The following is a 25193-nucleotide window of genomic DNA, read 5'->3' on the forward strand; positions in this document are numbered from 1 at the left end:
AGCGCAGGCATCGGCCGCCGCCGAACCACTTCACCGCTCTTTCTGAGCTAGCGGGCCCTACAGGCTGACGACGAGCTTGCCGCGCACATCACCGGAGCTCATGCGAGCGATGCCCACGGGGACATCGTCCAAGGACAGCGTGTCACTGATCGGTGGACGGATGCCGGTCTTGACCATCAAAGCGAGCAGCTTTATGAGCTCGTCCCTCGTTCCCATGGTCGAGCCCTGGATCCGCACGTTGTTGGAGAACAGCCGGCCCAGGTCATAGGTGGCCGCCAGGCCGCTCGTGCCGCCCGCGACCACCACCGTCCCACCCTTGCGCACTGAGTACAGCGAGTGTTCGGCAGTTTTGGCCCCGACCGAGTCCAGCACGGCGTCGACGCGTGCCGGCAGCCGCGCGCCCGGCTCAAAGGCCGCGTCAGCGCCAAGCGAGCGGGCGTACTCACGCTTCTCCTCAGAGCGGCCGGTCACCCAGACGATCAGCCCAGCGGCGTTGGCGAGCATGATCGCGGCGCTGGCCAGGCCTCCGGCCGCGCCCTGGATCAGCACCGTCTCGCCGGGCTTCAGTGCCGCCTGAACAAACAGCATCCGGTAGGCCGTCAGCCAGGCGGTCGGGAGGCAGGACGCCTCGGCGAAGCTCAGCTCCTGTGGCTTGGGCACCAGGTTCGCGCGCGGCACGACGACCTGTTCAGCCAGAGCACCCTGGTGGCGCTCTGACAGCAACGACAGCTGTGGATCAAGCTCCTGCGGCCCGAGCCAGTTCTCGGCGTTGATCACGCCGTGGATGATCACCGCGTTGCCGTCCGCGTCGTCGCCTGCGGCGTCGGTGCCGAGGATCATCGGCAGCGCCTCCTCGCGAATGCACAGGCCCCGCGCCGACCAGACATCGTGGTGGTTGATCGACGCTCCCCGTACGGTGACGACGGTCCAGCCCGCCGGTGGATCGGGTGTTGGCCGCTCGCCAACGGTGACCGCGGCGGCCGGGTCCTCCGCGTCAAAGCGCTCCAGGTAGGCGGCGCGCATCAACGTGCCGTCCAGCCGCCGTCAACGGCGATCGTCTGGCCCGTGCAGTAGCTGGAGGCATCGGAGGCGAGGAAGAGCAGGACCCCGTCAAGCTCGTCCTCGCGACCCATCCGCTCCATCGGACAAGAGCGCCGGATGTAACGCTGAGAGGAGTCGTCATCGACCATGTCGGCGGTCATCTCGGAGGGGAACCAGCCGGGCGCAATGGCATTCACACGGACACCGCGCTTGGCCCACTCGACCGCCAGCTCACGCGTCAGGTTCACCAGCCCGGCCTTCGAGGCTGCGTAGGCGGCATCCATCACCGGCGCGTTGGCGACCAGACCGAAGACCGACGTGATGTTGACGATGCTGCCATGGGCCTGAGCCAGCATCGGCGTGGCCACCAGTTGGGCCATGGAGAAGACCGATGAGAGGTTCACGTCGATCGTCGTCGTCCAGCGCTCAGCCGGAAGATGTTCGGCCGGGACTGGATCGCCAGATACGCCGGCGTTGTTGATCAACACGTCGATGCGGCCCAAACGCTTCAGCGTGGCGGCGATCACCGACTCGCGGTCCCCAGCCCTCGTGATGTCGCCCGCTACGGCGATCGACCGCTCGAGCGTAGCCGTCAGCTCATTCAGGCGGTCGGCACGGCGGCCGGTCAGCACGACGCTGGCGCCCGCCGCGTGCAGCACCTCGGCAAAGCGGCGCCCCAGGCCGCTGGTTGCACCGGTCACGATCGCCACCCGTCCGGTCAGGTCGAATGGCGTGAGCGCTTGGGCCGACGGGCGGACCGCCGGCACCGGGCGGGGGGGCGCCACCGGCGCCGACTTCGGCTGGCCCAACTGGTCAGCCGATGAGAGCGGCGCGGTCTCCGTTGGCGTTCCCCCCACAGGAGTTGGCTCCTGGCGTTCGAGTAGGTCAACCAGCCCAGCGATCCCGTCCCCGCTGGTCGCGCTGGTCAGCAGCACGGGGCGGTCGGTCCCTGTGCGACCACCAGGGCCTGCATCGGCGAGGCCGGCGGCAAGTGCCTGAGCGCCCGGGCGGTCGGATTTGGTCACGACGAAGATGTCGGCTACCTCCATCAGGCCGGCCTTCATCACCTGCATCTCATCGCCGAGGCCGGGCGGCGCGCTGACCATCGTCACATCCGCCAGGCCACAGACGTCAATGTCGCTCTGCCCGGCACCGACGGTCTCAATCAGCACAACGTCGGCACCCCAGTGCTCCAGCAGCCGGATCGCCGTCGCGGTCACCTCGGCCAGCCCGCCGTGGCCGAGGCGCGAGCCGATCGAGCGGACGTAGAGGCGGGGGTGGGGACGATGTTTCATCCGCACGCGGTCAGCCAGGATGGCACCGCCCGTACGTGCGCTGGAGGGGTCGATCAGCAGGACTCCGACCGTGTGGTTGCGGCGGACGAACTCAGGCACAACCGCGCCCAACAGCGTTGACTTGCCAGCCCCGGGCGGGCCGGTCAAGCCGATCCGTAGCGCTCGTTGACCGGCGGCGGCAAGCTGGGAATCGATCAATCCGGCCAACGCGGGCGAGTTCTCTGCGCGGGAGATCGCCTGGGCCAGGACGGTGCGATCACCAGCCGCGATCGCGGCCAGCGATGCGGCCAGACTCTCCGAACTGCCCACCACGGCTGTGCTCATGCGGCGGCATTGCGCTCGGCGCGGGTGCTGAGCGCGAGGGCACGGAAGGTCTCAATCACACGCTCAAAGCTCTCGCCACCGCGGAAGATCGCACGCACGCCTGCGGAGTTCAGGCCCTCAACATCGAAGGGACGGATCGTCCCGCCGACCACGACCGGGATGTCGCCGCGGTTGGCTTGAGCCAGGGAGCCAACGATCGCCTCTGTGACCGACACCTGGCCGCCGGACATGAAGCTGACGCCGATCACGTCGACATCCTCATCGACGGCCACGTGCGCCACGTCGCTTGGCATCTCGTAATCGATCAGGATCACCTCAAAGCCGGCATCGCGCAGCGCCAGTGCGATCGTCTTGATCGCGCGGTCGTGGCTGTCGATGAAGCTCTTGGTGAGCAGGACGCGGGGGACAAAATCGGTGGACATGCGCTCTGGCCTACTTGTTGCGGCCGAAGACTTCGTGCAAAACGGTCTGCATCTCTCCGAGCGTCGCGCCGATCTGGGCGGCGTCGACCAGCGCAGCGGTGACCGACCCGATTTCGCGGCCCTCCTGGATCGCGTGGCCGGCCCTGCGCAGCTTCTCCAGCGCCGCGCTCGTCGCCGCGTTGTCGCGCTCGGTTCGGTGGCGGGCCAGATCCTCGAGCGCCAGACGAGCGGCCTCGGGGTCCGGCTGGAAGACACGGACTTTTGGCTCCTCATCCACGACGTGGGTGTTGACGCCGACCATCGGCCGGGCGCCTGACTCAACCTCTTGGCGCCAACGGTAGGCCGAGCGGGCAACCTGCTCGGTCATCCAGCCGGACTCGATGCACTCGATCAGGCCGCCGCGCTCATCGATCTCATCAATCACCGCCATCGCTGCCCGTTCCACCTCATCGGTCAGTCTCTCGAGGTAAAAGGACCCACCGAGGGGGTCGGTGACCTTGGTGACGCCAGTCTCCTCGGCGAGGATCTGGCTCGTTCTGAGAGAGAGGGTCACCGCCTCCTCGGTGGGGATCCCCAACGCCTCGTCATAGGCGTTGATCGTCATGCCGTTGACGCCGCTCAGTACGGCGGACATCGCGCCGTAGGCGTTACGCATGAGGTTGTTCAGCGGCTGCTGCACGGTCAACAGTGAGCCAGCGGTTTGGGCGTGGATGCGCGCCTGGAGCGAGCCCACTTTCACACAGGCGAAACGGTCGCGGTTCACCTTCGCATACATCCGCCGCAACGCTCGCGTCTTGGCGATGTCCTCGAAGAAGTCCTCGCCGTAGCGTACGTGGAAGCCGTACCGGGGAACGACGGTGTCGAGATCGATCCCAAGGGAGCGGCACTCCTCATTCAGCGCGATGATCGTCGCAATCGAGAAGGCGACCGCCTGGACGTGATTGGCGCCGGCCTCACAGATGTTGTGCTCGCTAACGGTCAACGTGTTGAAGCGCGGCGCGACGCCAGCGCAGTAGACGGCGATGTCGGCACACAGACGGTAACTGCCGCGCGGTGAGAAGTTGATGCCGCCGCAATGACCGAAGAAGTCCCAGATATAGTTGGTGATGTTGCCGCCCAGCTTGGTGAGATCGAATCCCCGGTTGCGGGCAGCCGCCAGATACAGCGCGAGGATGCCGGGCGAGCCGGCGTTGCAGACCATCGACACGTGTGTGGCCGTGAGGTCCTTGCCATCGAACAGCGTCTCGAAGTCCGACATCTTCGAGATGGACACGCCGGTGTCGCCGATGGCGCCCTGTACGCCCGGGAAGTCCGGATCGATGCCCATCGAGGTGGGCATGTCAAAGATGATGTTGTAGGCCTCGCCACCGAAGTAGCCGCGGGCGCCGCCCTCCTCCTTGAGTAGGTCCATGCGTTCGCGCAGTTGGCTCGCCACGCCGTAGCCGATGATCTGCAGATCCATCCACGGCTGGTACTGGTAGTGGACTGGGTAGAGGTTGCGGTCGTAGGGGAACTGGCCCGGCATGACCAGCTCCTCAACAGGCTTGGCGGCTAGGTCCTGGGGACCGTAGGCGGGTTGGACCACAACGCCTGATCGGTTGGTTGATTCGAAGGTGGCTTCGCCATAGCGCTTGTGGCGGGCATCGAGCCAGCGCTCGGCCGCGGAGTCCACAACTGCGGCGGCCGTGTCGGACAGCCAGCGCTTGATCCTCGGGGCGTCGTTGGTGCCTGTGAGCATCGTGCGCTAACGGTAGGCATCGGGCTGCTCGCTCGACACTGGCGATTCAGCTAGTTGCCCGATGCACTGATCGCCCGTTGACAGGAGGTCTTGGCCCGCTTCACGCTTCGATCCCTGCATGCACGCCGCCCCCAGCTCGGGGATGACGCGAAAAGGTATGGCGGAATATGGGGAATGGTCTCGCAAGGGAGCAGCTCAGTTACGGTGCGGCTCCGTTCGTGGGCAGTTCATGGACAGTTCAAAACTGGAATGGCAGCGTCGTTGTGTGATCTGCAGGAATCGACCGTGGGCTCGGCACATTCAGCACGGCAACCAACGCGCGACTTCAGGGTCGATCCTTTACCCCGAGCATGTCGGCGGTTCGAGCCGTCGTCGCCAGGTCGTCGGAATGGTCACCGACGCAAATGGCGATCTCTCAGCTTCGGCTGTGCGTTGAGCGCGTCTGAGGGAGTCTCGGCACGAGTGAGCAGCGGCGGTGACCGGCCGTGGAGAAGACCGCGACTGACCACAACCGCGCAGGTCACGCGAAGCAACGACGCTGCCAGGTCGCGCGTGGGTGGGCGATGCCGTCGGCGCTCATGCCCCCGGTCCGCGGGCGCGCAGCCAGCCGGTGAAGTCCCGGGCGACGATCCGCTCGTCATGCACCCCCGCGGCGGCGGGAGACGCCAGCCAGACGATCGGTTCTCCCATCACCGACGGGTCCAGCAGCCGGGCACGCAGATCCTCGCTGAGGTCGTCGGGCACCATGCCGGTCGCCGTCGCACCCCCGGGAAGGAGGAGGTTGGCTCTCACCGGGGTCCCCGCCAGGTCGGCGGCCATCACCCGGGCGAACGCCTCGACGGCCGCCCCGGACGGGCCGTAGGGGACAAAGCCACGGCGGGTCATCGTCGACTCGTTCATGGAGACGGTCACGACCCGACCACCACCGGCCGTGAGCATCCGCGGCACGACGGTGCGGCTGACCAGGAACGTTCCGCTCACCTTCGTGTCGAGCACGTCGCGAAAGCCGGTGTCGGTGACCGTCCAGAACGGCTGCGGGTCGGTCATGAACTGTGGATTCACCGTCCGCATCCCGATCCCGGCGTTGTTGACCAGCAGATCGAGGCCCCCGAACGCCCCATACACCGCATCGACGCCCGCCGCGACCGCCCTGGCGTCCCGCACGTCGAAGGCGACAGCCAGCGCGTTGGCCCCCACCTCGTCAGCCGCCGCGCGGGCTCGGTCCTCGCTCCGGCTCGACACGGCCACGCGCGCACCCGCATCCGCCAGGGCCCGCGCCATCGCACGCCCGATCCCGCTCGACGCGCCGGTCACGAGGGCGCGCACGCCCCGGAGGCGTTCATCCACGATCGTCGTCATCCATCTCTTATAGCCGGAACCCCCAACCAGCCGAAACCCCCATCCCGTCCACGGCCGGCCGTTCGCGGATACCGCGAGGCGGCGCCTCTGTCGGTGCTCGATCACCTCGACCCTTTAGATTCCGCGCTGTCGTGAACTCGAGTGCGCAAGAGGACTTCACTCCCCCGACCCCGGGAGGCCGCGTGTTCGCCCAGATGATGCGGCCGGGGCTTGCCGACTGTGCCCCCGACGGCCGCATGCGCCTCGACGCGATCGCCCGCTGGTGTCAGGACATCGCCTACGCCGATGTTGCCGACGCCATGCTCGCTGACCGGGCCTTCTGGATCCTGCGGCGCACCCGGATCCGGGTGCGGCGCTTCCCGATCATCAACGAGCCGCGGCTCGTGCAGACCTTCTGCAGCGGGGTCGGGAAGCTCGTCGCGGAGCGGCGGACGGTGATCGGACCCGCCGAGGACCCCGACCGCCATGACGTCGACACGGTCTCCCTGTGGGTCCACTTGGACCCGGTTAGTCGCCGGCCCTCGAACGTCACCGTGGAGGAGCTTGCCACCTACACGACCCCCGCCTCCCGCCAGCGGCGGGTCTCACACCGCCTCCGCCACCGCCACCCCGCCCCGGAGGCGTGCGGCCATCTGTTCGACTGGCGGTTCCGCCGGGTCGATACCGACATGGCCGACCATGTCAACAACGCCGCCTACTGGGAGCCGGTGGAGGAGGAGCTCCTCGGTGCCGCCGAGTTCGGCGGCACCGGCGCCGCCGACGGCCTGGACGCGGAGCTCGAGTTCCGGGACGGCGCCCAGCCGGGTCCGGTCCGCTACCTCGGCGCCGGTGAGCGGTTGCGGATGATCGTCGACCCCCACGATGGACTGCTCGCGACGATCACCCTCACCCGAGCCGGGATCGGGGCCCCGGCGTGAGGCGCCGCTCGGGGTGGGCGGTCGTGATCGCCTACGCGCTTGTCGTCGCGGTCACCCAGATGCTGTGGCTCACCTTCGCGCCGATCGACACGGACGTCGCCCGTGACTTCCACACCTCCCAGGCGGCCGTCGGCTGGCTCGCCAACGTCTTCCCGCTCCTCTACGTCCTCCTGGCGCTGCCCGCCGGGCTCGCCCTCGACCGCTGGTTCCGCGGCAGCCTGCTCACCGGGGCGGGACTCACCGCCCTCGGCGGGCTGCTCCGGCTCGTCCACCAGGACTACGCGTGGGCGCTCGCCGGGCAGCTGCTCGTCGCCGTCGCCCAGCCGCTCGTTCTCAACGCGCTCACCAAGACCGCCACCGGATATCTGCCCGCCCGCCAGCGGCCGGCTGGGATCGCCACCGGATCGGCCGGCCAGTTCATCGGCTCGATCGTCGCGCTCGCGATGGGGCCGCTGCTGGAGGGACGCCACCACCTCGGCCTGCTGCTGCCCGTCCAGGCGGCGATCGGCGTCATCGCCTTCCTCATCCTCGCCGGTGTCCTCGCGCGTCACGCGCCCGCGGAGGACGGTCCTCCGGCGGCGATCGGCGTCGCCGAGCTACGAGCAGTCTGGGCGGTCCCGCTGTCCAAGACCCTCGCCCGGCTCGCCTTCGTCGGCGTCGGCGTGTTCGTCGCCCTCTCCACCTACCTACAGCCGATCCTCCATCACAACCACATCTCCTCCACGAGCGCCGGCCTGATGCTCGCCGGCATGCTCGCCGCCGGCATCATCGGCTGTGGCGCGTTCCCGCCGCCGGTCGCCCGCCGGGACGCCGCCCGCCGCTACCTCATCTTCGCCGTCAGCTGGGTGAGCCTCTGCTGCGTCCTGCTGGCGCTCGCCCACGCCTCCGTGCTCGCCGACTTCATCCTCGTGCCGGCGCTCGGCCTGATCCTGCTCGCCGCGCTCCCGGTGATGCTCGAGCTGATCGAACGGGACCTCGGGGCCGCCGGCGGGGTCGCCACGGGCATCCTCCTGCTCGCCGGCAACGCGGGCGGGCTCGTTGTCGCCGTCATCGTCAGCCTCGTCACGGGCACCGCCTGGATCGCCTTCCTCATCCTCGCCCTCGTCGCCCTCTTCGGCGTCGTCCCCGCCCGTCGGGTCGCCGGCCCCGCGCCGACCGTGCCGGCCCCTCAGCCCGTATAGGAACGTCACCGCGAACTTTGGCCCATTGGCCAACCCGGCCAGGATGCCGATACGTCAAGATAGGTACAGAAGTTCTCGCGACACAGGGAGGCCCTGATGAGCCCCGAACGTTCATACGCATACCGCCGAGTGCTGGAGACCCTCCAGGAACTCGGGCCGAGCAAGCTCCAGCACGCCGAGCAGGAACAGATCCGCGTCGCCGCGGACAGCCTCCTCTTCTGCGGAGAGCTCGCCGGGGACCTGGCCGCCCAGGAGGCGCTGATCGACTCGCGCCTGCTCTGTGACCGGCTCTGTGAGTCCGGCCGCTGGGAGCAGGTCACCGCCGATCGCCTCGCCGAGGACATCCGCGCCTGTGGCCCCGAACCGGTGCGAGAGCCTGTCGCCGCCTGAGGCGACCGTCGGTCAGGACGCAAGGAGAGCGCGCAACTCGGCCCGGTCGGTCGCCGTCGGCACCCATGTGGCCGCGGCGGCGTTGGCGCGCACCTGATCGGAGCTCGTCGCTCCGGCGATCACCGACCCGACGGCCGGGTGAAGCGCCAACGCCCCGATCGCCACCTGGACGACGGAGAGGCCGCGGTCAGCCGCGTAACGCTCGAGCGCCTCGATCACATCCCACTCGGCCGCGGTGGCCAGGTCGCCCCCGCCGCTCAGGCGACCGGCGGCGGGCTGGGCGCCGCTCCGGCGGTACTTGCCGGTGAGCAGGCCCGAGGCGAGCGGGAAGTACGGGATGAAGCTGACCCCCAGCTCGGCGCACGCGGCGAGGGTCCCGTCCTCCTCGGCGCCGCGGCGCAGCAGGCTGTACTCGTTCTGGAGGGCGCAGAAGGGAGTCAGCCCGTGCTGCGCGGCGACGGTGGCCGCCTCCCGCAGTTGGGCGGCGGTGACGTTCGAGGCGCCGATCGCCCGCACCGTCCCGGTCCGGACGAGCTCGTCGAGGGCCTCGAGCGTCTCCCGGATCGGAGTCACCCCGTCAGGCCGGTGATACCAGTACAGGTCGATCACGTCGGTGCGCAGGCGTCGCAGCGACGCCTCGACGGCCCGGCGGATGTAGGCGGCACTCCCGCGCGGGCCCGGGTCGCCGTCCTGCATGTCCCCACCGAACTTGGTCGCCAGCACAACCTGATCGCGTCGGCCGGCGAGGACCTCGCCGAGGAACTCCTCCGAGCGGCCCGGGCCCGGCCGGCTTGCCCCGCCGAAGTGACGGCCGTACACGTCGGCGGTGTCGATGAAGGTGATTCCGGCCTCCAGTGCGGCGTCGATCACCGCCCGGGTCGCCTCGAGGTCGAGGCGACCCCCGAAGTTGTTGGCACCCAACCCGACGATCGTGGTGGTGAGCCCGCTGGACCCCAACGGACGGCTCGGCAGTTCATTCATACCGACCATCTTGCCCGGTCAGGCGGCCGGCGAGATCCCAGCCGACACATGCCGGCTGGGTGTCAGACACCCAGTGAGCGGCCGTACGCGAGGGGAAGACCTTGCCGATCCGGAATGTCCCCGACGAGGTCCACGCAACGCTGCGGATGCTCGCAGTGGCCGCAGACCGTGGTTGGCACACTCACTCGGGCGGTTCCCCGCGCCCCTCAGCGGAGAGTCAACGTTTCCATCCGCTGAACGATCACTCCCCCCGGCAACCGGGCGCGGGCGACGACGCGCAGGCGACGGTCGCGTGATCGCGAGAGCCGACGCAGGCTCGCCGGCTTCAGGCGCACCGTGAGCGTGCGGGCGTGTCCCGCCGCCACGGAGAAGGGTGCGCTCGCCAGCACGACCGTCCTGGTCACTGCCACCGGGTGGTTGCGGCGGCGGACCTCCTGCCGAACACGCAGGGTGAGCGTGATCGTCCCGCGGCAGGCGCTGTTCCCGGTACAGGCGATCCGCAACGCTGCCCGACCTTGGCGGACGGGAACGGTTAGGTCGGGAAGCGACACCTTCGCCTCCGGAACGCGGGCGGTGCCGACGACGACGTCCCCAGCCCCGTCGGCGGCGAGGCACAGGTTCGGGTCAGGGCAGGACACGGCGGCGAGTCCAGAGTTTGGATCGATCATCTGGGCGACCCAGGGGCCGACGGTCGGATCCCGGCTGGAGACGGCGTCGCCGCTGGCGTTGACACCAACACACAGGTTCTCAGCCGGGCAGGTGATGCCGGTGAGGGGTGAGAACGGGTAGCTGCGGTCGATCGCGACCTGTTCGTGCCAGGCCTGCGGGCCGCCGGTGGGGTCTGTGGTGGCATAGGCGTTGCCGTTGCCGTCCACGGCGACGCAGAGATGTGAGTCCGCGCAGGAGACGCTCTGGGCGCTGAGAGCCGAGCTGGACCTCCAGGCGCTCGGTCCGCCGGTCGGATCGGTGGACGTCGCCACCCCGACTCCCACCGCCACACACAGTTCGGTGGTGGGGCAGGAGATACCGTCGAGCTGGTTGCCCTCGTTCACAGACGCCAGCTGCCAGATCCCGCCGGCGGCCGGATCGGTGCTGGTGAACACGTTGCCGGCGTCGTCCACCGCCGTGCACAGCGATGGGCTTGGACATGAGACGGACTGCAGGTTGGCCGCCGGTGTGCCTCCGGGCTCGATGGGTTCGATTGTGGTCGCGCTCCACGCGCCGGCTCCACCGGTCGGATCGGCCGAGCTGAACGCCTGGCCGGTGTTGGGATCGATCGCCACGCACAGCGTTGGCGTCGGGCAGGAGATACCCGCGAGATTGGTGCCGCCCAGGGGCGAGGTGATCTGAACCGTGTTCCAGGCTCCGCTGCCGCCCCGCGGGTCTGTGCTGGTGATGGCCTCGCCCGCCTCATCGACAGCGACGCACAGCGACGCCGTCGGGCAGGACATGCCCGTGAGCGGGCTCCCGTGGCCGATCGGCAACGGGCTCTGCCACGCCAGCGGAGAGGCTGAGGCGGGGCTCGCTCCAGCGCCGCCGACGACAATCACCGCCAGCCCGGCCGACAGAGCCATACGGAGCGCTCGCCGGGCTGACCGGACCCCAATCAGATCCCGCATTCGACCCCTCCATGCCGCCCACAGCCGCAACCGGCGACGGGTCTCTGCCTGCGATTCTCAGTCATCGATTCAATCGTCCTCAACCTACTACGAACCGGCTCGTGGGGGCAGTTTTCCCGCGCATCTGCCGCGCGGGGGCGACCAAAGCCCGACCAATAGCCGATGGCATGGGGATGCAAGCACGCTCGGGGGGTTGGACAGCGCGGGCCCGGAAACTTCCGCGGCTCGGGCGATCCGCGGCGTTCGCTCCGCCGCCTACTCTGCGCGTGCGTCAATCGTCGTGAGGATCTGATCGGTGTGCGCCGTCTCCCCGAGGCCGGGGAAGATGCGTTCGACGCTGTGCCGGTGGTTCTCGAGGTCCCGGTCGCTCATCGCGTCGATGGCGAGGACGACGTGGTAGCCGAGGTCGTAGCCGGCGCGGGCGGTCGACTCGACGCCGGCGCTCGTCGACAGGCCGGCGAGCACGACCTGGGTGACGCGGGCGTGTCGGAGGCGGGCGTCGAGGTCCGTGCCGGCAAAGGCGCTGCGGCGGTGCTTGGTGATGAGGATGTCGCTGGGCTGGGCCTCGAGCTCGTCGACGAGGTCGGTCCAGCCGGGTGGGCGGCTGAAGTTGACGGCGCCGCGGTCGGTGCGGCCGGGGGCCGCCCCGGCGACGTTGACGAGCACGACCGGCCAGCCGCGCCGGCGGAAGGCGCGCGCGAGATCGGCGGCGCGGGCGACGATCGCCTCGGTCGGGTGGACGAGCGGGACGGCGGTGATCCCCTTCTGTAAGTCGATGAGCACGAGCGCGGGGGTGGGGTCCAGGGTGGTGAGGGGCATGAGCTTCCTTCCGTGGCGGGGTCAGGGGCGGGTGCGGGCCTCGGCGACCAGGTCTCGCGCGGACGCGGTCGACGGGGCTCCGTGGCCGAAGTAGAGGATCTGTGGGGTGAGCGGCTCGATCTGTGACAGGGACGGCGGGTGGACGACCTCGAGCCGTACGGGGACGTCGAGTGTGTCGCCGTCGTCGAAGGCGACGACACCGGCGACGGGCGGCGGTTTGGCACCGCCGTGGGCGATCATGTGCCCAAGCGCCCGGCGGGCATGGCGGTGGCGGACCATGCCGAGCATCGCCAACGGCGACCCCTCGCTCGCCTTGAGCGTGCCCTGCTCGGTGCGCTGGTTGTCCCCCCCGTGGACGTGGACGGCGATCCCGTGCTCGCGCTGCAGCTCGCCGGCAAAGCCGACGCGGTCGGGATCGGGATCGCGGGCTCGTCCATGCTCTGGAACGGTCGCACCTCCACGCGACCCCGGCAGGCCGCCGAGCCCTCCGCGGCGAGCGCGAGCGCGACGTCGAGGTCGGGCGCCTCGATCACCCAGAACCCGCCGAGGTACTCCTTGGATTCGAGGTACGGCCCGTCGGTGAAGATCGGCGTGTCCCCGGTGGCGGCGACGACGGTGGCGGTGTGGGCGCAACGGAGACCGCCGGCGAAGACGAGATGCCCCGCACGGGCGAGCTTCTCGTTGAAGGCGCCGGTGGCGGCCATGGCCGCGTGGGCCTCCTCAGCGGACCCGTAGGCACCGTACCGGCCGGCGGCCGGGTCAAAGTCGGACTCGACACCGTGCACCGACGACAGATATTGGGCCATCACAGACACTCCTCAGGTTCGGTCAGGCGATCCCGGCGATCGCCCGTCACATCTCCACGAATGGCAGCGGTCAGATCGGACAGCCGCCTCCTGAGATCACAGGTCTCGAGGCTCTGCCGTCAGCGGGCCACCGGCGTCACCGGTGTTCGGCGTGCCGTCCGGTTCGATCAGCAGCACCCACGTCTCCTCGGTCGCGTCGGGACAGTGCTCCACCCCACGGGGAACGACGAACAGCTCACCGGCGTCGAGTTCGATGTCGCGATCCCGCAGGTGGATGGTGAGATGGCCACGGATGACGAGGAAGAAGTCGTCGGTCTCGGCGTGGCGGTGCCAGACGAACGGTCCGCTGACCTTGACGACCTGCAGCTTGTCGCCGTTGTAGTGCCCGATCACCCCGGGCCGGTAGGGGCCGTCGAGGAGGGCGAACGTCTCCGCGAGGTTGATCTTGTTCTCCACGTCACTCCTCCTCCGCTGACCGGTGCGCCGACGCGGCGACGCGAGTGAGGCGCCCCGGCACGGCGCGACCGAGTATCCCAGCGAAACCGTGCCGGCGTGAGCGACCGCCCGATGACGGCGAACTTGCAGCCCCGGCCCGGCGCTCCGGTCCAATGACGCGATGGAGTCACACCGGCCCGACATTCAGGCGATCTGGCACCGCGCGCTCGCCGACGGCGGACTCGAGGCGGCCTGGGAGGTCCGTCTGGCGGGCCGTCGCCTCGCCGGCCGGGCCCTCACCCAACCCTTCCGGGCCGGCGCGATGGTCGCGACCCTGCTCGCCGCCCTGATCGAGGAGGACCTCGGCACCGGCGGGCTCACCCTCAGCCGCGCGGTGCCGGTCACCCGGGCCCACGCCGAGGCGGCCGCAGAGGCAGCCGCCGGGGCGGGGTTGCTCGCCGCCGGCCAGCTCCCGACGGTGCACCGCCTCGGCGACCTCATCCTCCTCGCCGTCGGCGCCGGCGACCTCACCGCGGCGGGTGCGCTCATCGCCTTCCTCGGCGGTCCGGTGGCCGTCAACGCCCGCTGGGCCCGGCGGGGCTGGTCAAGCGCCCTGCCGGCCCCGGGGACCGGGGAGCCCGGCGCCGGTTCGGCGAGCGTCACCCTCGCCGACCATCAGGACGCCCTCGCCGCCGTCCGCCACCCGCTGCTGGCCGGCCCCTTCGCCGCCCACCGGGGCGGCGAAGGGCTCGCGCGCGCCCTCGACCCGGCGGCGGCGTTCTTTCACATGAGCGCGGCGGCCGGTGGTGCCCGCCACGACGCCGGCGTCCTGCGCACCTCAGACGGCCCGCTGTGGGTCGGGTGCCTCAGCGACGGCGGGCCCGCCCGGGCGGGCGTCGATCACCCGGCGTGGGTGGCGATGGCCACCGCGCTCGCCGCCACCCTCGAGCGGCTCGGACTGAGCCCGCTCACGCCTGAGCGGTGACCGGCGGCCCGCGGCGGCACCTCGCGGCCGTGGCCTGCACCGGCGGCCCCCGCCGACGGCCTGCGGCGGCGGCCCGCGGGTCGATCCTCAGGCGCCGAGCCGGGCGCGACGGTCCTTGAGCAGCGCCTTGTAGGCGTCGCGGATGATCATCAGCCGCAGCCGGCGCGGCATCGCGAACATCGCGTCGAAGCCGAGCTTCAACGCCGGCTTGTCGGCGAGCACAACGAGCGGTCCGCCCTCGGCGGCGGCGGCGATCGTCGCGGCGACGGCCTCAGGCGCGAGCGCCTTCTCCGGCGGGGCGCCAGCCCCGAGACCCCAGGCGTACTCCTCCGCGAGCTGATCGGTGCGGACGTTGCCCGGGCAGACGACCGCCACCCGCACGCCGGTCCCGGCGAGCTCGTGGCTGAGCACCTCCGCCAGGCCGATCAGGGCGAACTTGGACATGCAGTAGCTGCCGTAGGACGGTGCGCCGATCAGGCCGAGCTCGGAGGAGACGAGCACGATCGCGCCCCGCCCGCGTTCGCGCATCCCCGGGATCGCCGCCTTCGCGAGCCACACCGCGCCGCCGACGTTGGTCCGGTAGCTCTCCTCGAAGTCGCTGACACTGATGTCCTCGATGAAGTCGCGCCGGAGGATCCCCGCGTTGGAGACGAGCACGTCGATCGGGCCGAGCCGCTCCGTGACGGTCGCGATCACCCGGGCGCAGTCGGCCGGGTCGGCGGTGTCGGCGGGGATGGCGACGGCACCGTTCCCGAGTTCGGCGGCGACCGCCTCAAGCCGGTCGGCGCTGCGGGCCACGAGCGCGACCCGCGCCCCCTGCCCGGAGAAGTGGCGGGCGCACGCCAGCCCGATTCCGCGTGAGGCGCCGGTCACCAGCACCGTCTGTCCTGAGTAGCTCCCTGACATGGGCCCGCACCCTAGCGGTCGGCGTGACCGCCGGGGGCGCCGAGGCTCACAACCCGAGGTCGCTGAGGCCTGGGTGGTCGGCCGGACGGGGCCCCGAGCGGTCCCAGTGAAAGAGCCGCTCGGACTCCTCGATCGCGACGTCATTGATGCTCGCGTGACGGGTCGCCATCAGGCCGTCAGGCGCGAACTGCCAGTTCTCGTTGCCGTAGGCGCGAAACCACTGGCCCGCGTCCGAGTGCCACTCGTAGGCGAAGCGGACGGCGATGCGATCGCCCGCGGTCGCCCACAGCTCCTTGATCAGGCGGTACTCGTGCTCGCGCTCCCACTTGGCGGTGAGGAAGGCGATGATCTCCTCCCGGCCGGTGAGGAACGTCGACCGGTTCCGCCAGCGGCTGTCGGGGGTGTAGGCGCCCGCACAGCGGACCGGGTCCCGCGCGTTCCACGCGTCCTCGGCCGCCCGGACCTTGACGGTCGCGCTCGCGGTGTCAAAGGGGGGAAGCGGGGGCCGGGCCTGGCTGGACATGGAGCCGAGCCTAGCGTCCTCGGTCCCCGGTTCGGCGGGACCGCGGCGGCCAGGGTCGCTCAGGCGACCCGGAGGGGGGCGACCCCCGGGGTGCTCAGGACCGTGTCGTCCTCGCAGATGAGCACCGCCTCATATCCATCCAGGCCCGCACACCACTGTGCGGCCCGGTCGGCGCCCATCGCGAAGGCGGCCGTCGCATACACGTCGGCGGTGGCGAGCTGGGGGCCGATGATCGTCACCGACAACAGGCCCTGCGGTGCGGCGCCGGTGTGCGGGTCGATGATGTGGGCACCGCGCGCCGCGGTCCCCGAGGTCGCGACGGCGCCGTCGCGGAGGGCGACCGCGAGGGCGATCCGGTCCCGCTCACGGGGATGCTCGATCCCGATCCGCCACGGCTCCCCGTCCTCGGGGTGGCCGTGGACGACGATGTCGCCGCCCGCGTAGATCGCGACGTTCTCCGCGCCGGCGTGGCGCAGGCGGGCCATCGCGGAGGCGACCGCCCAGCCCTTCACATAGCCGGACGGGTCGACCGAGCCGGCCCGGCCCCGCCCGGGCGCCGGGGCGGCGTTGGCGGCGGCCGCCGGGACCAGGTAGGGGGCGGCGATATCGAAGAACCCGTCGGTGTCGGCGCGCAGCTGAGCACACCGCTCGAGGACGGCGGCGACCATCGGGTGCAGCTCCGCAGCGGTCAGCTCGCCGCGGTTGAGCGCGCTGATCTCACTGTCGGCCCGGTAGGTGGAGAAGCGCCGGTCGACCTCCTGCAGCCAGGCGATCGCGTCGCCGAGCGCGGGCAGGAGCGGATCCTCGACGACGAACAGCACCGGCAGGCCCATCACGTGCTCGGTCTGGGACACCATCGACATCGGACGGCGGGCCGATCGCGGCGCTCAGCGGGCGGTGAGCTCGTCGAGGGTGACCGCGGGCGCGGCCTCCCGGAACTGGGCGAGGGCGAACGGGGTGCGAAATGCGGCGAGGCGGGTACCGTCGCCCCGTTCGAGCAGCTCGGCCCAACGCGAGGCGCGCACCGCCTCCGCGTCCTCGGCGGCCACCCGCCGGGCGAGATGGAGGTCGAGCGGATCGAGGCGGACCTGGACGGAGAACTCGTCGGCGAGGCGGTGCACGGCGACGTCGAACTGCAGTGGCCCGACGGCGGCGAGCACCGGCGCGGGGTCGCGTTCGGCGCGGTGGTAGAGCTGAACGACCCCCTCCTGGTCGAGCTGGGTGAGGGCGCGGTGGAACTGCTTGCGCCGGGTCGGGTCGCGGTTGTGGACGGTCACGAAGTGTTCAGGGGCGAGCGTCGGGATCGGCGGGAAGGCGACCGGGTCACCGGCGCTGAGCGTGTCGCCGACGAGCACGTCCGCCGCGTTGACGACCCCGATGATGTCGCCCGGGAAGGCGGCGTCGATCGTCGTCCGCTCCTGCCCGAACAGCTCGTGGGCGTGGGCGAGGTTGACCGGCCGTCCCGTGCGGGAGTTGACCACCCGCATGCCGCGACGGAACTCGCCCGAGCAGATCCGCACGAAGGCGATCCGGTCGCGGTGGCGCGGATCCATGTTCGCCTGGACCTTGAACACGAGCGCCGACAGCGGGCCTTCGAGCGCGAGCGCCTCCCCCGAGACGGTGCGTCGCGGGGTGGGCGCGGGCGCCCGGGCGACGATCGCCTCGAGCAGGTGCGACACCCCGAAGTTCCACAGCGCCGAGCCGAACAGGACCGGGGTCAGCTCCCCGGCGAGGAACGCGTCCCGGTCCCAGTGGCGGCCGTCGGCGGCGAGCAGCTCGAGCTCCTCGGCGGCGGTCACCCAGGCGGGGTCGGTCGGGTCCGGGGCGCTGTCCGTCAGCCGTTCCTCCCCCGCCCGGGTCGCCCCGTGCGCGCTGCGGGTGAAACGGACGAAGGTGCCGCTGTCGGCCTCGAGCACCCCCTGGAATGCGCCGGGGTGACCGACCGGCCAGGTGACCGGTGTCGTCGCGAGCGACAGCGTCGCCTCAATGTGGTCGATCATCGCGAGGGGCTCCATCCCCGGCCGGTCGCACTTGTTGACGAGCGTGATCAGCGGGATCCCGCGGGCGCGGGCGACCTGGAAGAGCTTGAGGGTCTGCTCCTGCACCCCGCGGGCGGCGTCGAGCAGCATCACCGCGCAGTCGGCGGCCGCGAGCACCCGCAGGGTGTCCTCGGAGAAGTCGCGGTGGCCCGGGGTGTCGAGCAGGTTGAGCACCGTGTTGCCGTGGGCGAAGCGCAGCACGGTCGAGGTGACCGAGATCCCGCGCGCCCGTTCGAGGGCCATCCAGTCCGAGGTGACCTCACGGCGGCCGCCCCCGTGGGTCTTGATCGCCCCCGCCTCCGTGAGCGCGCCGCCGTAGAGCAGCAGCTTCTCCGTCAGCGTCGTCTTGCCCGCGTCCGGGTGGGAGATGATCGCAAACGTCCGCCGCCGCGCCGCCTCAGCGAGAATCGCCGCCGCCTCCGTCCCGATCGGTGCGCTGCTGGGATCGCTCGCGATGAGGGCCGGTTCGGCCAGGGTGGCGCCCGGCCCGCCCACCCCGGCGGGCCGGGCCTCAGCGTCGGCGTCGGTGCGGAGGGCCGGGGCGCTCAGAGCGCGCTCACCCGAACCAGGGACTTGATCGCCCGCCGTTCATCCATCGCCGCGTACGCGTCGGCGATCCCCTCCAGGCCGGTGCTGTAGTCGAACACTCGGCCGGGATCGATCCGCTCCGCGAGGACGTCCTCAAGCAGGTCGGGGATGTACACCCGCGCCGGGGCGGGGCCGCCCTGGAACCCGACCGTCCGGTAGAACAGCTGGCGGACCGACAGCTCGACGCCGTGGGGCACCCCGACGAAGCCGACCATCGACCCGGCTCGGGCGATCGCGGCGGCGGTGTGCATCGACTCGCCGGTACCGACGCACTCGAGCGTCGCGTCGACCCCGATCCCGCCGGTCAGCTCCTTCACCTCCGCGATCGCCTCCTCACCGCGGGCGGCGATCACCTCCGTCGCGCCGAACGCGCGCGCGAGCGCCTGGCGGGGGGCGTGCCGGCTGAGGGCGATGATCCGTTCGGCGCCCATCCGCCGGGCCGCGAGGACCGCACAGAGACCGACGGCCCCGTCCCCCACCACCGCAACGGTCGCCCCCGGCGTCACCCGGGCGCAGACGGCGGCGTGATGGCCGGTGGCCATCACGTCCGAAAGAGTGAGCAGGGAGGCGAGGATCGTCTCGGAGTGGCCGCTGCCGGGAACCGGCACGAGCGTCGCGTCCGCCCACGGCACCCGCACGGCCTCCCCCTGGCCGCCGTCCCCGTTGGCCGGGAAGAACCCGCCGTGCAGGCAGGCGGTGGTGATCCCGTGCGCGCAGTTGGGGCAGCTCCCGTCGCTGAAGGCGAACGGGGCGATCACGAGCGCGCCGGGACGAACCGCCGTCACCTCCGCGCCGATCGCCTCGACGACGCCGATGAACTCGTGCCCGATCGGCCCAGGAGCAAAATCGGTCGCGCCGCGGTAGTACCAGAGATCGGATCCGCACACGCAGGCGAGGACGACCCGGACGACCGCGTCGGTCGGCTCGCGCAGGCCGGCGTCCGGCCGGTCACCGGCGCGAACATCACGGGGGGCATGGAAGATCGCTGCGCGCACGTACGGCTCCTCGGTCGCTTACGGGAGAGGGGACGTCCCTAGGGTGACAGGCCGCGGCGGGGTGGGGCCGGCGGCCGCTGTCGTGAACGCGGCTGCCTACGGTCTGCCTCGGTCGCGGCGGCCTCAGGCTCCCGGTGGTGAGGGTGACTCGGTGATCGAGGCGCCCTCGAGGTCGGCCAGCTCGGTCGGGTTGACCGCGGCGAGGGTCGCCAGCGCGCAGACGCCGAGGGAGATCACCCCGATCGTGTGCGCCCAGGGTGGGTTGGCGAACGTGAGAAAACCGAGCCCGCCGAGCAATCCGGCGATCGCCACCCTCACACTGACGGTCGCCGAGCGCGTCCGTCCGCCATCGGTCGGGACGGCGAGGATGACCGCGAGCGGCTGGTCGTCGAAGCCGCCGCGCAGGAACAGGCCGAAGAGCAGCCCGAGGGAGGGGAACAGGATGACGATCCCCATCCCGATCGCGATGAGAACGGCGATCAGCGTCGTCGTCGGGGCGGCCGCCTGGGCGACGGTGAGATCGGGCAGCAGCCGAGGCTGCTGGGCGAGCGCCCAGCCGACGATCATCCCGACGACCGCGAGCGCGGCGGAGATCCGCGCCTGACCGTAGCGGCGGGCGAGCACGAGCCCGAGCGTCGTCACCCCGGCGAGCAGGGAGATCCCCACCCCGACGAGACCAGGTCCCTCCAGCAGCCCGACGTAGAGACGGTGGGCGTCTGCGTGCAGGACGGGCAGGCCGGCGAGGGCGATCGCCCCGGCGATCACGGCCGTCACGAGCGCGCGGCGCCGGAACGCCCCCGCGAGCTCGGTTTCGTCGTGTCGGTCGGCGTCGGCGGCGAGGTAGACGGCCGCGAGGTAGGCGGAGAGGACGACCGCGAGGGCGCCGGCGAGCAGGGAGGTCGGGTTGAGCCACGAGCTGATCAGGTTGCCCGCCGCGTTGCCCTTGGGCACCCGGCCGGAGGCGATCGCGCCGACCATCGTCCCGAGCGCGAACGGGGTGAGGAAGGAGGCGGCGGAGAACAGCCCGTCGATGATCCGCAGCTCCCGGCGCTGCGCCGTCCCCGACCGGAGCGCGTAGGCGGTGCCGCGGAAGATGATCCCGACCCCGGCGAACAGGAGCGGCACCGCGAGCGTGGAGGCGAGCGCGCCGAACGCCGCCGGGTAGGCGGTCCAGGTGACGGTGAGCACGAAGATCAACCACACGTGGTTGGCCTCCCACACCGGCCCGATCGCATGGTGGGCGTGCTCGCGGATCGCCCGCGAGCGCCCGCGCCCCTCCGCGCTGCTCGCCGGGGTGAGGAGGGACACGAGCTGCCAGATGCCGGCACCGAAGTCCGCCCCGCCGAGGATCGTGTAGAGCGCGAGGCCGATGAGGACCGCGATGATCGGGAGGTCATAGAGGTGCATGAGCGATCACACCCCGAGCAGCTGTCGGTCCTGGTTGTTCCTCTCCAGGGGATCCTCCGCCCCGCCGAGTGGGGCCCGGGCGAGCCGGCGCAGAATCCACACGGCGGCGATCGCGATCATCACGTAGGCGGCCGACAGCACGCCGTAGCTGACGGGTACCGAGCCCGCGCGGGTCACCGCCTGGGCGGTCGTCATCACGTGGTAGACGACCCAGGGCTGGCGGCCGACCTCGGTCACCATCCACCCGGCGATGAGGGCGGTGATCGCCCCGGGGCCGGCGGCCGCGGCGGCGAGGAAGAACAGGCGTTGGCGGGGCAGGCGACGGTGACGGTAACGAACCCACAGGAACCACATGGCGAGCACCGCGAGCCCGGTCCCGATCCCAACCATCGTCTGGAAGGAGATCCGGGTGATGTTGATCGGCGGTCGGTAGGCGACCGGCACGGCGTCGAGTCCGGTCACCTTCGCGTTGAAACTGTGGAAGGCGAGCAGGGAGAGAAGGTGGGGGATCGCGATCCCGAACTTGATCTGACCGTTCGTGTACCAGCCGAGCAGGTGCTCGGGGGCCCCGCGGGTCGTCTTGGCGAGCCCCTCGATGGCGGCGAGCTTGATCGGCTGCTCCGTCGCGACGTCACGAGCGACCCAGTCGCCGATGAGCACCTCCAGCGGTGAGGCGATCGCGGCGATCGAGAACGGCACCGTGAAGGCGATCCGCTCATAGCGGCTCCAGCGTCCGCGCAGGCGCCCGATCGCATACGGCATCGCGAGCAGGAACCCGGCGACCATGAACGCCCCGACGTACATGTGGATGAGCTCGTTCCAGAGGAAGCTGTTGCCGAACAGGGCGGCCCACGGGTGGACGTCGTAGACGTGCCCGTGGTGAAGTCGGAACCCGGAGGGATGCTGCATCCAGGCGTTGACCGAGATGACCATCAGCGACCCGGTGAAACCGGCGAAGATCATCGGCAGGGCGGTGAGGAAGTGGACGCGCGGTGAGAACCGCTTCCAGCCGTAGACGTAGATCCCGACGAAGATCGCCTCAAGGAAGAACGAGAACCCCTCGATCGCGAAGCCGAGACCGAACACGCTGCCGAACGTCGACATGAAGGACGGCCACAGCATCCCCATCTCGAAGGAGAGGATCGTGCCGGTCACCGCGCCGATCGCGAACAGCGCGGCCATGATCCGGGTCCAGCGCCGGGCGATCGTGCGGTATAGCTCGTCACCGGTCCGGAGGTAGCGCCACTCGACGTAGGCGACGATCGCGGGCAGGGCGATGCCGAAGCAGATGAACGGCACGTGCGCGGTGAAGGAGAGCGCCTGGAGCTGGCTGGCCGCCTTGAGGTAGACGGCGTGCCCGGCGGTGGTGGGCGGATTCATGCCGGCCTCACCGGGTGAGGCGGAATACGGAAGGGGATGGTCACGTGCGAACTCCCAGGGAAAGGTTTGAGAGGACGGAGCGATCGTGACTCCGAGCGGCCGCCAACCGTGAGCGACGCAACCTCAGTTATACCAGCGCGGATCTACCCTTCAGGGATGAGTCGCCAAACGCCTCCGGGACACGACGATCCGCCGCGGCAGCGGGCGGCCCGTTCCCTCCCGCGACCGCTGGCACCTGCCACCGGCTGGGAGAGTGAGCTGGAGGTCCGCGCGGCCGCCCGCCGCGCCGGCGTCTGGCTCGGCTGGTCCTCGGTCGCCGCCGTGCTGATCGCGCTCGCGCTCGGCATCCACGCCCACCGGCGCGTCGTTGTCGTCGTCCTCATCGTCGGCGCCGCCCTGCTCAACGGGTCGATGCTCGTCGTCCCCCACCGCTGGTGGCGCAGCCGTCGCTGGAGCCGGCCCCTGTTCACCGTGTGGTCGGGCGGGCTGCTGATCCTCGTCGCCCTGCTCGTGCTCGTCGCCGGTGCCCACGCCGACCTCGACCTGCTCCTGTTCCTGATCGTCCCGTTCCTCGCGACGATCCACTCCGGGTCCGCCCGGGTCGCGTGGCTCGCCGCCGCGATCGGCCTGCTCGTGCTCCTCACCGGCGCCAGCGGTGACTTCAGCGCCGGCGCGGTCGCGCTCCGCGCCGTGTTGCTGCTCGGTGCCGCCGTGCTCGCGGTCGCCCTCGCCGACCTCAACCGGGCGGCCGCGGCCACCCGGATCGCCCTCCACGACCGGGCCGAGCTCGAGCGGCTCCTGCTCGCCGAGGCTCACCACCGCGTCAAGAACAGCCTGCAGACCGTCGCGGACCTGCTGTTGCTCAGCCGACCCGCAGGAACCGGGGACGCTCGTGCCTTCGATGAGACCGCCGACCGGATCCGGGCGATCGCCGTCGTCCACCGGCTGCTCGCGGACCGGCGCGGGGCCGACGTGGACGCGGGCGAACTCCTGCGCCTGATCACCCGCTCGGTCGCTCCCGACGCCGAGGTGTCCACCGTCCCCGAGCGGCTCGACCCGGACGTCGCCCAACAGGTCGGGATCGTCGCCAACGAGCTGATCGCCAACGCCGTCGAGCACGGGCTCGCACCGATCCGGGTCGCCCTCGCCCACGGGGATGACCCGACGAGCCTGTCGCTCACCGTCAGTGACGGCGGCGATGGACCGAACGGCCATGCCCCCGGGCTCGGGCTCGCGCTCGTCGAGCGGATCACCCGCCAGGGCCTGCACGGCCGCTTCCGGCTCGCGCACGAGCCCGACGGGCCGACCGTCGCCACCGTCTCCTTCGCAGCCCACCTCTCCGTCGCCGAGAACCCCTGATGCAGGCATCCCGACACGCCCCGTCGCTCTCCCCGTCCCCGATCGCCGCGTCCGGACGGGATCGATGCGGATCCTGATCGCCGAGGACGACCCGGTCATCGGTCTCGCCCTCACCCGCCGGGTGGAGGCGCTCGGGCACACGGCGATCGGGCTCGCCGGGGACGGGGAGGAGGCGATCGCGCTCGCGCGCAGCGCGCCGCCGGACCTGTACCTGTTTGACATCGACATGCCCCGCCGGGACGGTCTCAGCGCCGCCTCCGCGCTCGCCGACCTCGGCCTGCGCCGGCCCGTCGTCGTGATCACCGGGGTCGAGGATCCGGGGCTGATCGACAGGTGCATCGCCACCGGGGTGAGCGCCTACCTCGCCAAGCCGGTCAACGACCGTGAGCTCGCGGCGGCGATCGCCCTCGCCGAGATCCGGCACCGGGAGTTCCGCGACCTCGAGGCGGAGGTCACCGAGGCCCGCCAGGCTCTCGCCGACCGCAAGCTCGTCGAGCGGGCCAAGGCGGTGCTGATCACCTCCGCCGGCCTCAGCGAACCGGACGCGTTCCGGCGTATCCAGCGCGCCGCCCGGGACCGCAACCTCCGGCTCGTGGAGATGGCCCGGGTGATCCTCGACGGGGCTGAGCTGCTGGCACCGCCCGCGGACGGGGAGAGCCCGTCGGCGGGAGGCGGTTGAGGCGGCTGGTGAGGGCCCCCGGCGGGGTGACGCGCCCCTCTCGCGAGGGTGAGCCCGACGAGGGGGTGAACCGCGACGAGGGGGGGGTGAACCGCGACGGGGGGGGTGAACCGCGACGAGGGGGGACAAATGCGTTCCCACGACACATTTCTCCCCCCACGTCAGCTGCCCCCGGCTCTGAGCGCGCGTCGTCGCAGTGACCACATCTGCGCGGACCGCTCGAGCTCGAGCGCGGCCGGCCACGGCAGCGCCGGCGGCCCGGTCACCGTCGCCATCGAGCGCGCGGTCGCCCGCGCGAGGGCCGGATCGGCCGCCGGGACCGCCGCGAGCGTGGTCGCGGCCTCCAGGACCTCGGCGGCCGGCAGCGCCCGCCAGGCGAGGCCGCGGGCGGCGGCCTCCGTCCCGGTCATCGCTGCGCCGAATAGGGCGAGTGCGTTGGCGGCCTCCCGGCCTGCCGCGCGGCTCAGCAGCAGGCTGTGGCCGCCGCCGGGATGCAGGCCGATCGGAAGGAACCCCGACCGCAGCGTTGCGTCCTCGGCGATGACCCGCAGGTCGGTCGCGAGGGCGAGGTTGAGGCCCGCACCGACGGCCCCGCCGACGATCGCGGCGACGGTCGGCACTCTGAGCGCCCCGATCCGGGTGAAGGCCTGATACACCGCCCCGAGCTGGTCGTAGCGGTCCGGGGCGGCGGGGTCCTCCCCGGCACGGGTCAGGAGCGCCCGGTCCGCCCCGGCACAGAAGTAGCCGCCCGCCCCGAAGATGACCGCCGCTCCGACGGCCGGGTCGCCGTCCACCCGCTCACAGGCGGCGATGATCGCCTCGGCCATCGCGACGGTGAGCGCGTTGCGCCGCCCCGGCGCGTCGAGGGTGAGCGTCGCCAACCCGCCCTCGACCTGAAGGATGACCTCGGAGTCCATGCCCCGATCATCGCAACTCGGCGGTCCGAGAGACCTCGGGGGGCGCCGGCAGGCCCACAGTGACGCCGGTGCGCCCCCGCCTGGGGAG

General features: G+C 71.2%; 24 protein-coding genes and 1 pseudogene. 6 read left to right on the forward strand and 19 right to left on the reverse strand.

Translation table 11 applies throughout. The features are described from left to right. Nucleotides 1–57: 57 nt before the first annotated feature. The 5 genes from M3M55_RS03490 to M3M55_RS03510 form a co-directional block, all read right to left on the reverse strand. On the reverse strand, nt 58–1023 hold the full coding sequence (locus M3M55_RS03490) for a zinc-binding dehydrogenase (RefSeq protein WP_371878724.1): 966 nt from the start codon (nt 1021–1023) through the stop codon (nt 58–60). Further along, on the reverse strand, nt 1023–2660 hold the full coding sequence (locus M3M55_RS03495; protein ID WP_249011437.1) for an SDR family oxidoreductase: 1638 nt from the start codon (nt 2658–2660) through the stop codon (nt 1023–1025). The genes M3M55_RS03490 and M3M55_RS03495 overlap by 1 nt, the downstream gene beginning before the upstream one ends. Next, nucleotides 2657–3082, reverse strand: a complete 426-nt coding sequence (locus M3M55_RS03500; RefSeq protein WP_249011438.1) for a cobalamin B12-binding domain-containing protein — start codon at nt 3080–3082, stop codon at nt 2657–2659. The genes M3M55_RS03495 and M3M55_RS03500 overlap by 4 nt, the downstream gene beginning before the upstream one ends. Nucleotides 3083–3092: 10 nt before the next feature. Next, nucleotides 3093–4820, reverse strand: a complete 1728-nt coding sequence (locus M3M55_RS03505) for a methylmalonyl-CoA mutase family protein (RefSeq protein WP_249011439.1) — start codon at nt 4818–4820, stop codon at nt 3093–3095. 576 nt (nt 4821–5396) lie between these two features. Then, nucleotides 5397–6179 (reverse strand): SDR family NAD(P)-dependent oxidoreductase, encoded by a 783-nt coding sequence (locus M3M55_RS03510; RefSeq protein WP_249011440.1) that lies wholly within the window; start codon nt 6177–6179, stop codon nt 5397–5399. 131 nt (nt 6180–6310) lie between these two features. On the opposite strand from M3M55_RS03510, the gene M3M55_RS03515 reads away from it, so the two are divergent. The 3 genes from M3M55_RS03515 to M3M55_RS03525 all read left to right on the forward strand — a co-directional run bounded on the left by M3M55_RS03515 (nt 6311) and on the right by M3M55_RS03525 (nt 8667). Beyond that, complete coding sequence (locus M3M55_RS03515; protein WP_249011441.1) at nt 6311–7096, forward strand: acyl-ACP thioesterase domain-containing protein; 786 nt, start codon at nt 6311–6313, stop codon at nt 7094–7096. Continuing rightward, entirely contained in the window at nt 7093–8277 is a 1185-nt protein-coding gene (locus tag M3M55_RS03520; RefSeq protein ID WP_249011442.1) for an MFS transporter, read from the forward strand. Before M3M55_RS03515 ends, M3M55_RS03520 begins: the two co-directional genes overlap by 4 nt. Before the next feature lie 96 nt (nt 8278–8373). Further along, complete coding sequence (locus tag M3M55_RS03525) at nt 8374–8667, forward strand: hypothetical protein (protein WP_249011443.1); 294 nt, start codon at nt 8374–8376, stop codon at nt 8665–8667. A gap of 12 nt (nt 8668–8679) precedes the next feature. Here the strand turns inward: M3M55_RS03525 and M3M55_RS03530 are convergent, their stop codons facing one another. From M3M55_RS03530 to M3M55_RS03555, 6 genes and pseudogenes are all read right to left on the reverse strand, one after another. Continuing rightward, nucleotides 8680–9648: an aldo/keto reductase gene (locus M3M55_RS03530; RefSeq protein WP_249011444.1), complete on the reverse strand. Its 969-nt coding sequence runs from the start codon at nt 9646–9648 to the stop codon at nt 8680–8682. A gap of 206 nt (nt 9649–9854) precedes the next feature. Then, complete coding sequence (locus tag M3M55_RS03535; protein WP_249011445.1) at nt 9855–11222, reverse strand: hypothetical protein; 1368 nt, start codon at nt 11220–11222, stop codon at nt 9855–9857. A gap of 300 nt (nt 11223–11522) precedes the next feature. After that, nucleotides 11523–12086: an isochorismatase family protein gene (locus tag M3M55_RS03540; RefSeq protein ID WP_249011446.1), complete on the reverse strand. Its 564-nt coding sequence runs from the start codon at nt 12084–12086 to the stop codon at nt 11523–11525. A 21-nt stretch (nt 12087–12107) separates the two neighbouring features. Beyond that, nucleotides 12108–12326, reverse strand: a complete 219-nt coding sequence (locus M3M55_RS03545; protein WP_249011447.1) for a hypothetical protein — start codon at nt 12324–12326, stop codon at nt 12108–12110. 203 nt (nt 12327–12529) lie between these two features. Beyond that, nucleotides 12530–12892: pseudogene (locus tag M3M55_RS17525) on the reverse strand (YciI family protein); the annotation flags it as partial. A gap of 96 nt (nt 12893–12988) precedes the next feature. After that, nucleotides 12989–13348, reverse strand: a complete 360-nt coding sequence (locus tag M3M55_RS03555) for a cupin domain-containing protein (protein ID WP_249011449.1) — start codon at nt 13346–13348, stop codon at nt 12989–12991. Nucleotides 13349–13508: 160 nt separating this feature from the next. On the opposite strand from M3M55_RS03555, the gene M3M55_RS03560 reads away from it, so the two are divergent. Next, nucleotides 13509–14312: a serine hydrolase gene (locus M3M55_RS03560; RefSeq protein ID WP_249011450.1), complete on the forward strand. Its 804-nt coding sequence runs from the start codon at nt 13509–13511 to the stop codon at nt 14310–14312. A gap of 87 nt (nt 14313–14399) precedes the next feature. Here the strand turns inward: M3M55_RS03560 and M3M55_RS03565 are convergent, their stop codons facing one another. The 7 genes from M3M55_RS03565 to M3M55_RS03595 all read right to left on the reverse strand — a co-directional run bounded on the left by M3M55_RS03565 (nt 14400) and on the right by M3M55_RS03595 (nt 22150). Beyond that, complete coding sequence (locus tag M3M55_RS03565) at nt 14400–15218, reverse strand: SDR family oxidoreductase (RefSeq protein WP_249011451.1); 819 nt, start codon at nt 15216–15218, stop codon at nt 14400–14402. 46 nt (nt 15219–15264) lie between these two features. Next, nucleotides 15265–15741: a nuclear transport factor 2 family protein gene (locus M3M55_RS03570; protein ID WP_249011452.1), complete on the reverse strand. Its 477-nt coding sequence runs from the start codon at nt 15739–15741 to the stop codon at nt 15265–15267. Nucleotides 15742–15800: 59 nt separating this feature from the next. Then, nucleotides 15801–16595, reverse strand: a complete 795-nt coding sequence (locus M3M55_RS03575) for an FAD:protein FMN transferase (RefSeq protein WP_249011453.1) — start codon at nt 16593–16595, stop codon at nt 15801–15803. A 33-nt stretch (nt 16596–16628) separates the two neighbouring features. Further along, the gene (locus M3M55_RS03580; protein ID WP_249011454.1) at nt 16629–18275 is read right to left on the reverse strand and encodes a peptide chain release factor 3; all 1647 of its coding nucleotides are present in this window, start codon (nt 18273–18275) and stop codon (nt 16629–16631) included. 50 nt (nt 18276–18325) lie between these two features. Continuing rightward, nucleotides 18326–19363 (reverse strand): zinc-dependent alcohol dehydrogenase family protein, encoded by a 1038-nt coding sequence (locus M3M55_RS03585; RefSeq protein ID WP_249011455.1) that lies wholly within the window; start codon nt 19361–19363, stop codon nt 18326–18328. A 123-nt stretch (nt 19364–19486) separates the two neighbouring features. Further along, on the reverse strand, nt 19487–20770 hold the full coding sequence (locus M3M55_RS03590; protein ID WP_249011456.1) for a cytochrome d ubiquinol oxidase subunit II: 1284 nt from the start codon (nt 20768–20770) through the stop codon (nt 19487–19489). Between the two features lie 6 nt (nt 20771–20776). After that, the gene (locus M3M55_RS03595) at nt 20777–22150 is read right to left on the reverse strand and encodes a cytochrome ubiquinol oxidase subunit I (protein ID WP_249011457.1); all 1374 of its coding nucleotides are present in this window, start codon (nt 22148–22150) and stop codon (nt 20777–20779) included. Nucleotides 22151–22306: 156 nt separating this feature from the next. Between M3M55_RS03595 and M3M55_RS03600 the strand changes: the two genes are divergently transcribed. Both M3M55_RS03600 and M3M55_RS03605 read left to right on the forward strand, forming a co-directional pair. Next, nucleotides 22307–23509, forward strand: a complete 1203-nt coding sequence (locus M3M55_RS03600) for a sensor histidine kinase (RefSeq protein WP_249011458.1) — start codon at nt 22307–22309, stop codon at nt 23507–23509. A 64-nt stretch (nt 23510–23573) separates the two neighbouring features. Further along, nucleotides 23574–24188, forward strand: a complete 615-nt coding sequence (locus tag M3M55_RS03605) for an ANTAR domain-containing response regulator (protein WP_249011459.1) — start codon at nt 23574–23576, stop codon at nt 24186–24188. 161 nt (nt 24189–24349) lie between these two features. Here M3M55_RS03605 and M3M55_RS03610 read toward each other — a convergent pair whose 3' ends face one another. Further along, entirely contained in the window at nt 24350–25105 is a 756-nt protein-coding gene (locus tag M3M55_RS03610) for an enoyl-CoA hydratase/isomerase family protein (protein ID WP_249011460.1), read from the reverse strand. Between the last annotated feature and the right edge of the window lie 88 nt (nt 25106–25193).

It is taken from the genome of Conexibacter sp. DBS9H8 (assembly GCF_023330685.1).
Lineage (GTDB): Bacteria > Actinomycetota > Thermoleophilia > Solirubrobacterales > Solirubrobacteraceae > Palsa-465.